Annotated in this window: 14 protein-coding genes; 5 read left to right on the forward strand and 9 right to left on the reverse strand. The window is 50.8% G+C overall.

The window, feature by feature from the left end; translation table 11 throughout:
- Positions 1-43: 43 nt before the first annotated feature.
- A complete protein-coding gene (locus tag VGS11_05830) occupies positions 44-1,477 on the forward strand; it encodes a dihydrolipoyl dehydrogenase (GenBank protein HEV2119606.1) in 1,434 nt (477 codons plus the stop codon).
- A 164-nt stretch (positions 1,478-1,641) separates the two neighbouring features.
- A complete protein-coding gene (locus VGS11_05835) occupies positions 1,642-2,340 on the forward strand; it encodes a glycosyltransferase (protein ID HEV2119607.1) in 699 nt (232 codons plus the stop codon).
- Here the strand turns inward: VGS11_05835 and nucS are convergent.
- Positions 2,337-3,059, reverse strand: a complete 723-nt coding sequence (nucS, locus tag VGS11_05840) for an endonuclease NucS (protein ID HEV2119608.1) — start codon at positions 3,057-3,059, stop codon at positions 2,337-2,339. The two genes, VGS11_05835 and nucS, sit on opposite strands and share 4 nt — an antisense overlap.
- Here nucS and VGS11_05845 point away from each other — a divergent pair.
- Entirely contained in the window at positions 2,976-3,737 is a 762-nt protein-coding gene (locus VGS11_05845; GenBank protein HEV2119609.1) for a class I SAM-dependent methyltransferase, read from the forward strand. The two genes, nucS and VGS11_05845, sit on opposite strands and share 84 nt — an antisense overlap.
- Positions 3,738-4,008: 271 nt before the next feature.
- Complete coding sequence (locus tag VGS11_05850; protein HEV2119610.1) at positions 4,009-4,248, forward strand: LSM domain-containing protein; 240 nt, start codon at positions 4,009-4,011, stop codon at positions 4,246-4,248.
- Between the two features lie 150 nt (positions 4,249-4,398).
- On the opposite strand, the gene VGS11_05855 is transcribed toward VGS11_05850, so the two are convergent.
- From VGS11_05855 to VGS11_05890, 8 genes are all read right to left on the reverse strand, one after another.
- Positions 4,399-5,016 carry an ECF transporter S component gene (locus VGS11_05855; protein HEV2119611.1) on the reverse strand — a complete coding sequence of 206 codons (618 nt, stop codon included), beginning with the start codon at positions 5,014-5,016 and terminating at the stop codon, positions 4,399-4,401.
- 4 nt (positions 5,017-5,020) lie between these two features.
- A complete protein-coding gene (gene pyrG / locus VGS11_05860; protein HEV2119612.1) occupies positions 5,021-6,667 on the reverse strand; it encodes a CTP synthase (glutamine hydrolyzing) in 1,647 nt (548 codons plus the stop codon).
- Positions 6,668-6,768: 101 nt separating this feature from the next.
- The gene (gene fsa / locus VGS11_05865) at positions 6,769-7,470 is read right to left on the reverse strand and encodes a fructose-6-phosphate aldolase (protein ID HEV2119613.1); all 702 of its coding nucleotides are present in this window, start codon (positions 7,468-7,470) and stop codon (positions 6,769-6,771) included.
- A 6-nt stretch (positions 7,471-7,476) separates the two neighbouring features.
- Positions 7,477-8,418 carry a transketolase family protein gene (locus VGS11_05870; protein HEV2119614.1) on the reverse strand — a complete coding sequence of 314 codons (942 nt, stop codon included), beginning with the start codon at positions 8,416-8,418 and terminating at the stop codon, positions 7,477-7,479.
- Entirely contained in the window at positions 8,418-9,104 is a 687-nt protein-coding gene (gene rpe, locus VGS11_05875) for a ribulose-phosphate 3-epimerase (GenBank protein ID HEV2119615.1), read from the reverse strand. Before rpe ends, VGS11_05870 begins: the two co-directional genes overlap by 1 nt.
- On the reverse strand, positions 9,101-9,928 hold the full coding sequence (locus VGS11_05880; GenBank protein ID HEV2119616.1) for a transketolase: 828 nt from the start codon (positions 9,926-9,928) through the stop codon (positions 9,101-9,103). Before VGS11_05880 ends, rpe begins: the two co-directional genes overlap by 4 nt.
- Before the next feature lie 2 nt (positions 9,929-9,930).
- Complete coding sequence (locus tag VGS11_05885) at positions 9,931-10,956, reverse strand: bifunctional ADP-heptose synthase (protein HEV2119617.1); 1,026 nt, start codon at positions 10,954-10,956, stop codon at positions 9,931-9,933.
- 95 nt (positions 10,957-11,051) lie between these two features.
- The gene (locus VGS11_05890) at positions 11,052-11,276 is read right to left on the reverse strand and encodes a hypothetical protein (protein ID HEV2119618.1); all 225 of its coding nucleotides are present in this window, start codon (positions 11,274-11,276) and stop codon (positions 11,052-11,054) included.
- 33 nt (positions 11,277-11,309) lie between these two features.
- Between VGS11_05890 and VGS11_05895 the strand changes: the two genes are divergently transcribed.
- Positions 11,310-12,536, forward strand: a complete 1,227-nt coding sequence (locus VGS11_05895; protein HEV2119619.1) for an acyl-CoA dehydrogenase family protein — start codon at positions 11,310-11,312, stop codon at positions 12,534-12,536.
- The last annotated feature ends 77 nt before the right edge of the window (positions 12,537-12,613 follow it).

The following is a 12,613-nucleotide window of genomic DNA, read 5'->3' on the forward strand; positions in this document are numbered from 1 at the left end:
GCTCAAATATCCTTATCTTAGCTCCGAACTCGGGACGCTCATCATGAAACAGTACGACCTGATCACGATCGGTACGGGATCGGTGATGAACATTGTCGACGCGATGATCCAGGAGAATCCCAACATTCGAATCGCGGTCATAGACAAGGACGAACCCGGGGGCATCTGCCTCACCCGCGGTTGCATTCCTTCCAAAATACTGTTGTACCCTGCGGAACTGGTCAGAACGATTGAGAAAGCACGGGAGCTTGGCGTTGACGCGACCATCGCCCGGATCAACTTCCAGATGGTGATGGAGCGGATGCGGACTCTAATCAACCGGGATATTGACCAGATACGAGAGGGCTTGTCAAGTTCAAAGAATATTGACTACTACCATGCTCAAGCGGAGTTCGTCGCGCCCTACACGCTAAAGGTCAACGGAACCGAGATAACATCCAAGATGATATTTCTTGGCATAGGATCCAAGATCATTATCCCACCTATCAAGGGTCTTGACAAGATCAAGTACCACACAAGCGACACCGTTTTCAAGCTGACAAAGCTTCCGGAGAGCCTAGCAATAATCGGGGGCGGCTACATCGCTGCGGAGTTTGGCCACTTCTTCGCCAGCATGGGATCGAAAGTCACAATCGTTGGAAGAAACCCGCAATTCTTGCCTGACGAGGAGCCCGAAGTCTCGACGTTGGCGAAAAAGGATCTGGGACGACATATGACAATTCTAACAGACCAGGAAGTTAGAGAAGTCAGAGAAATTGGAGATAGGAGGGAGCTAGTTGCCGTGGATCGGAAGTCAGGAAAAACCACCGTCATCACAGCCAAAGAGATCATGGTAGCGACAGGAAGGGGACCTCTCACGGACATTCTCCACCCAGAGAAGGCAGACATACGGCTCACCAAGGAAGGATGGGTCGACGTGAACGAGTACCTCGAAACGTCTCAACCGAACATATGGGCACTCGGAGATGCGGATGGAAAATATCCATTCAAGCACGTTGCAAATTATGAGTCAAAAATAGTCTATTACAACGCGATACTGAAAAAACAGGTCAAAGTAGACTATCACGCGATTCCACACGCGGTATTCACCTACCCAGAGATCGCAAGCGTTGGGATGGGAGAGAAAGAAGCGATAGAGAAGCTAGGGCAAGATAAGGTCCAGATCGGATTCCAGAAGTACGAAGATACCGCCAAGGGCGAGGCGATGAACGTGAAAGACTACTTCGTCAAAGTCATAGTTGAAGCAGAGACCACGAAGATTCTCGGAGCTCACGTCATTGGACCATACGCATCAATCCTCATACACGAGATCATACCGATGATGTATGCCGGTAATGGCTCTTACGAACCGATTAATGATTCGATTCATATCCACCCGGCACTTAGCGAGGTAGTGGATAGAGCGTTCCAATCCCTCGTGCCAGCAGAACACTACCAGCACATGAAACAGCACTCACAGGAACTCGTCGCAGCATAGCTCTCTGATTCTACAAACTTGGACTTGCCGCTCAGGCAAGACAAGATGGTCCAAACGTCCTCCCTTTCGTCCCGAAAGCTTGCGAATTCCTTGATTGAATATGACTTAGAAGCGCGGCCACAAACCAGAATATACCTGTCCAGGGCTCGTCTCGTGAGACATACTTGCGAATAAGCGCGGTAGTACCGGTCTACAACGAGGCCGAAGTCATAGACGAATTCTCCTCCAGACTGGTCTCCGCCCTCGAAAAAATCGACCCCGACTATGAGGCAATATTCATCGTAGAGGGAACAGACGCAACTCTTGAGAAGTTGACCGCGCTTTCAAAAGAAAACCCCCGGATAAAGGTCCACTACAGCCAAGAAAGACTCGGGCTGGGAAAAGCTATGAAAAAAGGCTTCGGACTGATCGACGAGGACGCCGAATATGTGGTCACGATGGACGCGGACCTAAACCACCAACCGGAAGAAATACAGAACTTGATGACTGCAACCAAAAACGCAGATATCGTGGTAGGAAGCCGGAACACTAACAAGGGAATGGTCGAAGAACTACCATTAATCAAGAGGATGATAAGCGCCACTACCAACTGGACTATGAGGAAGATCTTCCATATCCCATCAAACGATGTCACTTCAGGATTCAGAATCTACTCATGCAAAGCAGTCGAAACGTTGCGGGACCAGATCGTAGCCAAGAACTTTGAGATACAACCTGAACTACTTATTCGAGCCAGAAAGGAAGGCCTGCCAATCACCGATGTTCCTATCACATTCCTGCCGAGACCACGAGGAACTAGCAAGCTCAGCTTTGTCAAGAGCGGAATCGGATACGCGATGCTGATCGTAAGGCTCGGATTCTAGAGCCAACTCTTCAACGCCTGCTGATCAGACCTCGCATGCTTTTGCAATATCTCAACAGCCTTCTGAAGAGTCAGCTGCTTGAACTCAATCCCTGACTTTGCGAGCGTAGACTGAGACCCCTTCGCGACACTGGGTGCAACTATGATTGGACGTAGCCTCTTGCCCAGGGGTGCTTGAAGATATTTGAGATACTCCAACAACTGCTTGATTGCAGGAAAGCCCGCGGGGTCTTTCTTGATCTCGATTACAATCGTATTGCCATCAGCATCAATTCCATAGACGTCCACAAATCCTGGGGGTACCTTCTTTTCGTGATCCAGGATCTTGAAACCTTGCTCAATTATGTCAGGCTGGAGAATGATCGCTCGCTGCATCTCCTCCTCGCTGGCATGCAAGACGAATTCCGCCTCGTCGTGAAGGAGAAACGTGCCGAGAAACTGGATCGTTCTCACGACCAGAGTTAGACTTTCAAGCGGGTTCGGACGAACTGCCTTCAGAACCAGAGTCTCATTGTTGAGATGGGCCTGAATGATGCACCCTGACGGTTGCCAGTTAACAGGTTGATAGTCGCGTCCGCGGTGGACCAATATGCAACCATCTCCTTTCACAATTACCAACCGTTCGCCCTCCCCCAGATGACTACCGGTCCGACCCGAGTACTCAACGCAGCAAGATGCGACCATAACCACCAGTTGCCGAGCCTCAAGACCGCTGACCATTTCGGCTCGAGCCTCATCGAGACTTGGCGATATCAGGATTGGCAGGTTGAACGACCCGAAAGGTTCAATGCATCAATGGAGCAATATATCGACATAGCTTTGCCTGCGAAGGACGCCGAAACTATTGCGAAATGGTACGATGCCCTATCCAAGAATTATGACGAGCTATATGGCGAAGAACAGAACAAGAAGCATGCACAAGTGTTGCAACTCCTGGGAAACAGAGAGTTCAAGATAATCGTCGACGTTGGATGCGGAACGGGTAAGCTCCTCGGACTCATTTCTTCAAAAGGCCAAATTTCCTTAGGAATCGACCTTTCCATTCAAATGCTAAAATTGGCAAAGCCTAGAACAACAGACACTAGCATCCAGTTCGTCCGAGCCGACGCCTCGCATCTCCCCCTGCAAGATCGTGTTGCAGACGGAGTTACATCTGTCTCAATGACAGAGTCGGGTCCCCTGTCTGAAGAACACCTCAATGAACTCTCAAGAATCGCAACCAAAGACGCCACGCTAATTATGACGATTTTTGACGACAAGCACCAGACACCTTGGAGACAACTGAACGAAACGAATATTGAACTTATTACTTCTTTCGCAAACAGAGAACGACTTTACTTGTTGGACAGGGCCAAACATCCGGCCAGGGCATCGCCCGAATCCTCGGCTCTAGTTTAAGAATAACCTGCACCCTCTTTCCTGATGACAATAATGGCAGGATGTTCCCACCAATGGCGGGGAAGAGGCCCGATGACTCGTTGTATCAGATGTGGAAAGCTCAAGTCTGATTTTCGGAAAGAACAACACACTCAAAAGATGATGGCTAGAGAGAACTCCGAATCAGAAGAATAAGGCAACCAAAGCGCAATCTCTTCTAATCTGTCCTGATCATCTATCTTTATCCAAGAGTTTTTATGCCCTGCAATGACTCGTCTGCATAAGGCGCCAATTGGAACCTTCAAGAAAGCCTCTGAACCTGCTCGTTCGAAAGCTACAAGCCGACGTCTCAGTCAGGCTGAAAAATGACGCGGAGTACCGAGGCAAAATGATCGACTGCGACAGCCACATGAACATCATCCTCGACGGAGCTCGAGAATACCGAGGAGGAGACCCATCCACGAACTTTGGCAGCTTGATTGTTCGAGGCAGCAACGTCCTTTACATCTGCGTGAGCGAGCCTACACAGTAGAGCCATCAGACCCCGAGTCGCTAGGAAGTTTCAGACGCTTCAGATCGCGTCTCCGGTCTTAGGCATCGGTGTGAGGATGAGAAGCACTACGCTACTTTATTGAAGATCCGGCAGATTTTCATTCTACCTCCGTTGTTAACATTGGATACTTCAGTTGTGAACGGACCCGGTCTTCGATGGGACATTGCCAATCCCTGAATAAGGGAGCGCGTTCCTGAGATATCGAGAAATCGGCCTCGCTATGACGCCCCCTGCAAGGACTTGAGCCAGATCGAATGGAACCTCCAAAAGAGCTCCAAATGGCCCTGGGTTGAGATCGGAGTTGACCCCGACCAACAGTCCAATGAACAGCGCGTTGGTCAAAAAGTACCCGCCGACCATAACAGAACTCGCAAATAGCCAGGACAGCTTCAGCCCCCAGCGTTGACCTCGTTGAAGTACGAGCCCTGCAATGTACCCTTCCAGACCTTTGATGACTAAAGTAAACGGCCAATAAGGAGCACCTCCCACCAGCGCGTCGGAAAGCGAGGATCCGACTCCCCCAGCGAAACCGCCGATTTCTGGACCGAACGTCCAGGCAGAGATGAATATGATAATGTCTCCGGCGTCGAATCTTTGACCCGGCACGGCCGAGATTGGAACCCAAAAGTATTGGGTGACTACGAAGACGAGAGCAGTAAACACCGCCATGATCGCGATCGTTCGGACAGGCGTTGTTTTTCCTTTCTCGGCCCATTCATCCTTTTCCGATATTGAGAATGTCGACATGCCCCTACTCCGAACGGTGGGTGATTACCTGCTGTGGCATCTTCAACGCCGGAACATTCCGACCTAGCGTTGCCCGTATAAATCCAAAATAGGGTGGAGATGGTCTTCCGGGTCGAGATTTGAATTCTGCATGGAACTGTGTTGCAAAGTGGAATCTGTTAGATGGAACTTCAAGAATCTCCATCCTTCGATTGGCATCGCTTCTTCCAGAGAATTTCAACCCTTTAGATGTCAACTCAGGAATGTACTTCGGATTCACCTCGTATCTATGACGATGACGTTCCCAAACTTTCCCCTTCCCGTAAAGGGAATAAGCCGCGGTTCCTGCCTCCACGGCGACTTCATGAGCTCCTAACCTCATCGTGCCACCCTTTTCCAACACTCCATTCTGCTCCGGCATGAGATCAATGACAGGATTCTTTGATTTCGGGTTGAGCTCGGAGCTTCCGGCGTCTACAATGCCGATATGTCTCGCATACTCAACGACAGCTAGCTGGAACCCGTAGCATATTCCAAGGAATGGAATGTCATGAGATCGAGAGTATTCAATGGCCAGAATCTTCCCTTCTGCACCTCTTTGACCGAATCCCCCCGGCACTAAGACTCCGTCGAACCGAGAAAGGAGCCGGACCTTTTCTGGCTGTTTCTCAAACTCATCAGTCTCAATCCATTCAAGGTTGACCTTTGCACCCGCGGATGCTCCTGCATCCTTCAATGCGTCATTGACGCTTACGTAACAGTCAGCGAGTTCTGCGTACTTCCCGCAAATTGCTATGTTTACCGGTTTGGCCTGCGTTAGATGATCTTCAAGCATCTTCTTCCACAAGCCCCATTGGGTCGGATTCTCAGGTAGTCTAAGACGGCGTGTGATGAAAGCGCCGAGCCCTTGCTGATCTAGGAGAAGAGGGGATTGATAGATACTGTCCATGTCTTGCGACGTGAATACGGCGGATTCCTCTACGTTGCAGAATAGGGCGATCTTTCGCCTCGGTTCCTCTTTGAGAGGTGCTTTGCTTCTCGCGACGATGATGTCAGGCTGCACTCCGATTCTGCGGAGCTCTTGAACACTGTGTTGAGTCGGTTTGGTCTTCTGCTCCCCCACTACATCTAATACAGGAACAAGGGTAACGTGGACATTGAGAACGTTCTCGCTACCCTCTTCAAGGCGCAGCTGACGTGCAGCTTCGAGATAAGGCAGAGATTCGATGTCACCAACAGTTCCGCCTATTTCTACCAACACTAAGTCTACTCCCTCTTCCTGAGGAATCCGACGAAGTCTATCCTTGATCTCATCAGTTATGTGCGGTATGATTTGAACGCATTTTCCGAGAAAGTCGCCCTTCCGTTCTCTCTCGATGACCGAGAAGTACACCTGGCCAGTGGTTATGTTGTGATTCTTTGGGATATTGATATCCAGGAACCTTTCGTATGTCCCTACATCCATGTCTGTCTCTCCTCCGTCTTCTGTGACGAAAACCTCGCCGTGAATGTAGGGATTCATTGTACCTGCGTCGTAGTTGAGATAAGGATCAATCTTAACAGCGGTGACTTTCAGACCGCGGACCTGAAGTATTTTCCCGATAGAAGCGGCGATAACCCCCTTGCCTATTCCGGACATTACGCCGCCCGTGACAAAAACGAACTTGGTCAAAGGGTAACAGTGAGAGCAATCACCGGTTCCTCAAAAGGCTAACGCTGACCGCCATTCTCGAAATTGTGCGTAAGGATTGGCGGACGGAAGTATTGAGGCCCTTATGCGCGCTGAACTATGGGTCTCGTCTTAGCAGCGAGAGTTCCTCGTTCAGGGAGTTTCAAGCCAGCCTTCTGCCAGTCATCAAGAAAACGCTTGAGACCGATGTCTGTCAGTGGATGTTTCACCATTTTTTCCAAGACATCAGGTGGCATTGTCGCAACATGAGCTCCCAGCTTCGCGGCATCAACTACATGAACAGGGTGACGAATACTTGCTACTAGAACCTGGGTTTCGATCTCGTAATTTCGGTATATCTGCAACGTATCCTCAATCACCTTCATCCCCTCATGTCCCGCATCGTCCAAACGACCAATGAACGGGCTGACGTAGGTCGCTCCTGCCTTTGCAGCAAGCAGAGCTTGATTTGGAGAGAAGACGAGCGTGACGTTCGTATTGATTCCCTCTTTGCTCAAGCCCTTGACGGCGACCAAACCATCACTGGTCATCGGACACTTGACAACGACGTTCGGGCTCAGTGACGCTAGGTTGTGAGCCTCCCGGAGCATGCCGTCCGTGTTCTGGCTCACCACCTCAAGGTTTACGGGGCCCTGTACGATCTGGAGAATTTCTGACACAAGTTCCAGAAAATCTCTGTTCTCCTTGGCGATGAGGGTTGGATTGGTGGTGATTCCGTCAAGAACTCCCATATCCACGAAGGTTTTGATCGAAGAGATATTGGCAGTATCAAGGAATATCTTCAACATCGATTACCTAGACTTGATCAGCTGTTTCGCGGCCCGCGCAATTTCCTTTGACGTCAGACCGTACTTAACCATAAGTTCTTGATGCTCACCTGACTCTCCAAATGTATCCCTAACCCCAACTCTAGAGATATGAACTGGGTATGATTCAGTGATGGCTTCTGCGACCGCTCCCCCCAAGCCACCGATCACATTCTGCTCTTCAGCGGTCACGAGGGCGCCAGTCTTCCTGGCAACTCGAACAATCGTTTCAGAATCCAGGGGCTTCACCGTGTGAGAGTCAACGACCTCCGCTGAGAGCCCCGTCCTGGAGAGTGCCTCAGCAGCCTCCATTGCCTCATGGACCATTATTCCACAGGCTACGATCCCGATGTCAGAGCCCTCTCTCAGTATCTTGGCCTTCCCAACCTCCAAGCCCTTCGACACCGAATAGATCGTGGGGACACTGGGTCTGCTAAGACGAATGTAAAAAGGACCCAAGGTTCTGCAAGCTTGAGCAACCAGGGACTTAGTGGATGGAGCGTCAGCCGGGACGATAACATGCATCTTGGGTACCGCTCTCATTGCGGCAACATCTTCAATCGTCTGATGCGATGCGCCGTCTGGTCCCACTGTCAATCCGCCATGTGAGGAGACGATCTTCACATTGAGATTGGGATAGGCGATCGCATTGCGAATCTGATCGAGGCACTTGCCAGGAACGAAGGCTGAGTAAGTGCTAACAAAGGGAATTTTCCCAGCGAGTGCGAGTCCCGCCGCTATGCCCATCATGTTGGCCTCCGCGATCCCGACATTGAAAAACCGATCCGGGTAGCGGTCTCCAAACATGCTCGTCTTGATAGATACTGATGTGTCAGCGCCGAGTACGACAACTCTCGGGTCTTCCTGACCCAGCTCCAAAAGAACCTCAGCGTAGGCGTCCCGCATCGACGCTACCTGGACGAGCACTAGACCGGAAGCTCCCGCGTACTTCTTTGAACGATGGCCCTGATGTTTTGGAGAGCAGATTTAACATCACCTCTCCGAAAGATAGAGGCTCCCGCGACCAACACTGAAGCCCCTGCCTCTACGATCCTCGATGCATTCTCCTGGTCCACTCCTCCGTCAACCTCAACATCCATAGCTTCAGAGCGACCAAGCTTTGCAACCTTCTCAATTTTGGGCAGAACTGTTGGCATGAAAGCTTGACCTGGGAATCCGGGGTTGACTGAGAGAACAAGAATGACGTCAAAAGGATTCGTTTCCCTCTTTAGCCAAGATGGAACGGGAGTAGTAGGCTTCAGAGCAAGGCCTAGCCTCTTTTCTTTTTGATGAAGCTCTCTTGTCAAACTGTTGAGCAACGACCGACTGGCAACCTCTGCATGCACTGTTATGATATCGCCTCCTGCAGAGAGAAAGGGCTCGTAGAATTTCTCAGGGTTTGTTATCATCAGATGTATATCGAGCGGGAGTCGTGTCACTTTGCGAATCGCTCTGACGGTGTCAGGTCCTAGACTTATGTTGGGAGCGAAGTGTCCGTCCGCTACGTCCACGTGAATCATATCGGCACCAGCTTCCTCAACTCTGCTGATCTCTCCCCTCAGGTCAGCATGGTCAGCCGCAAGAATGGACGGCGCAATCTTGACCCCTCTCATTCTTCCAGCATCGTCTTTACGAGCTTGCGGACGGTGTCCTTGTCAGGTGCCTTGCCGTGGTATGCGGGATCCCATTCCATGAATGAAACGCCCTTTCCTTTCACGGTGTGGGCTATGATTACTGTCGGTCTGTTTCTCATGCTCTCCGCCTTTTCTAAAGCATCGATTACCTGACGAAAGTCAAAGCCGTCAACTTCCAAGACATGCCAATTGAACGCCTTCCATTTGTATCCCACAGGCTCCATCGGCATGATTTGTTCGGTTAGCCCATCTTGCTGAATCCCGTTCCTGTCAACGATCGCTGTCAGATTGTCAAGCTTGAATTTGGGAGCAGCCATCGCAGCCTCCCATGTCTCCCCCTCATCGAGCTCACCGTCGCCGAGAAGCGCGTATACTCGAAAGTCCTTCTTGTCCACCTTGCCGGCAAGGGCCATACCAATGGCGGCCGAAAGACCGATTCCTAGAGAACCGCCAGGAAACTCTACGCCCGGGACCCTATGGTCGGGGTGGCCTTGCAGCCGACTGTTGATCTTCCGTAGAGTCTTGAGTTCGCTCGTTGGAAGATAGCCCGCTTCTGCGAGGGTCGAAAACAAAACTGGCGCAGCGTGCCCCTTGGACAGAACAAATCTGTCCCGGTCTGGCCAATCTGGACGCTTAGGATCGTGCCGCATTTTGTAAAAGAAAAGGGAAACAAGTATCTCAACAGCTGAGAGGCTTCCGCCTGGATGACCTGACTTTGCTTCGGCCACCATTTCAAGAATGTGGGCTCGGATCTTAGCTGCTTTCTGGAGAAGCATCCCGATAGGAATGGATTGCTCTTCCATGGTCAGTGGACCGGAACCTGAACTATCTGCTCTGCAAGCTCAAGTGTTGTGCTAGCTTGAGATCGAAGATCGTTCAGGTCTACAACGACAGTGCCAAGGTTGTCTGCGTGCTGTGACGCCGCAAGTCCAGCGAGCAAGACGGCCTCTCCTATAGGAGCCTCGCTGACAATGGACATGGCTAGAACTGCTGTCATGCAGTCTCTTACGCCGACTGCGTTGAATCCGGGCTTGGGGCCCTTAAACGGCGGAAAACTCGTGATGTTCTTCTTCTCGAAGAGAATCATGCCCTGTTCGCTTCGAGTTAGGAGGAGGCTCTCACATTCCAACCGCGTCATGAGGTTGTGCCCCATATTCCTGAGCGAGGTATCGTTGACCATAGAGACACCAGTTGCGATTGTTGCTTCGCGCACGTTTGACTTCACCATAGAAACCCCCACGTAGTCCAAGTAGTGCCTGACCTTCGGCTGAGCAACGACTCTCTTCTCTTGAACACGGGACTCTTCGACGACATTGCTTATGAGCTCGGGGGTGATAACGCCCTTGTCGTAGTCAGAGAATACTACCCCGTCCGCGTCCTCAAGAAGATCATCCAAGGAGTAGAGAAATTGCTTTGTGACGTGGGACTCCACGTCTTTCCGCGACTCTTTGTCAATCCTGAGGTATTGGCGGTGGTTTAGTATGAATCGGGTTTTCAGACTTGTGGGGCGACTATTCACCACAGTGGCTGAGATGTCTACCCCTTTCTTCTCAAGCTCCTCTTGAATCCATTTTCCCGGCTCATCGTTTCCTACGACACCTAATACGCGGACTTTCGCCCCAAGTGCGACCAAGTTGTTGGCGAGGTTTGCCGCTCCTCCGAGAACGAGCTCCTCGGAAATGAAATCCGCCACAGGGACGGGTGCTTCTCTTGACAGTTTTCGGCCTTGAGAGCGAACGTATCGGTCGACCATCAAGTCTCCTATGACCAAGATTGTTTTATCCTGAAAGCCGTCGATTATCCTCGTAGGATCGGAGACGGCCAGTGTCAACTAGGGCTCTAAGAAGAGCGGAGCCTATCGATGTTATTTAAGATTGTCAGAAATGGGAATCCACGCAAGAGCCCACGTGGAGCTGATCAAAAGCGTTACTTGACGTCTTCGGCCCGCTTTACGAGTCGCACTCTACACATGACGTGGTCTCCGTCTTTCACCCCGAAGATTTTCCGAATCTCCTCAGGGATCGTTATCCTTCCGCCGGCTATGACTTCAGCAAAGAAGGGGATGTCCTCTTCATCAACTTGAATTGGCAAAGCGATGGTCGCGGTCACGAATGCAATTGGCGAGTCATATAACGTTTTGACAAAACTCACATTAAGGACAAGAGTAATGAGAGATTGTTTCGATTGAAAACTGTAGTGGATTCAGGTAGCGAAGACCTCTCCAAGATGAATTTTGACGTTTCAGACGAACAGAAGCTTGTTCTGGACGAGGTTGACCGGGCTTGCAGAGAGCTTCGGCCCTTAGAGGACCAATCTTACTTGGCTGGAAAGTTTAACGATCATCTTGTCCCGATCTTCAGGAAGGCTCAACTCCTGGGTCTTCCCATTTCGAGACGGTATGGCGAGGGTCAAGGCGCCGACATTCTCACATACGCCCTAGCCTTGGAGAGGATCGGCCGAGAAGGAACGGGGGTCCGAACATTTCTCTCTGGACACGTTTCACTGGGCCAATTGACGGTGCAAAAGTGGGGCAATGAGGATCAGAGACAACGCTATCTTCCACAAGCGACAAGAGGGGAAAAGGTAATGTGTTTTGGGCTTACCGAGCCCACCGCGGGTAGCGATCCCACTTCGCTCCGAACCTCCTTCGAAGACAAGGGGACACACTACTTGCTTAATGGAAGTAAGGCGTGGATTTCTAATGGTAGCATAGCAGATACGTCTGTGATATTCGCTTACCCGAAAGGCAGACATGATGGAATGTGCGCCTTCATTGTTGAGAAGGAATTCGAGGGCTACTCAGCACAACAACAGAAGCACAAGCTGGGGATGCCAACTTCGGACACTGGATCAATCTTTCTAGATAATTGTCGAGTCCCGAAGGACAATTTGCTCGGTCCGGTCGGGAAGGGACTAGGCGTCGCCTACTCGGGACTAATGAGTGGCAGACTTAGTGTCGCTGCAGGATGTTTGGGTGTCATTGACGACTGTATCACGGAAGCGGTTAGCTACTCGAAGCAACGGATACAACACGGAAAACCGATCGGAAAGCACCAACTCGTCCAACGGCACGTTGGAATCATGTCGACAAATCTGGAAGCCGCCAAGAACCTCGTCTACAAAGCGGCGCTACTAAAACAACATAGTGATGAACGACCAGAAAACAAAGAGCTTCGCGACCATGCAGACATCACGATTGCCCAGGCGAAATACTTCGCCTCTAACGCATCTTTTGACGCCGCGGATCGAACTATTCAGGTATTCGGTTCTAGTGGTTATAGCTTCGAAACGCGCGCCCCTAGACACCTAGTTGACACTAGAGTGTGTCGAATCTACGAAGGGACAGACGAGATCATAGTGCAGAAAATCGCAGTAAGCCTACTCGGGCCGGACTTCGAAGCATATCGCTAGTCCCCCGCTGCGGACTGCAGCAGTAACGCTAGTCCCATGTGGACACTCCACTTTTGGGCAGGCTTATTTTCGAGGAC

Source organism: Candidatus Bathyarchaeia archaeon (genome assembly GCA_035935655.1).
Taxonomy (GTDB): Archaea; Thermoproteota; Bathyarchaeia; order 40CM-2-53-6; family 40CM-2-53-6; genus 40CM-2-53-6.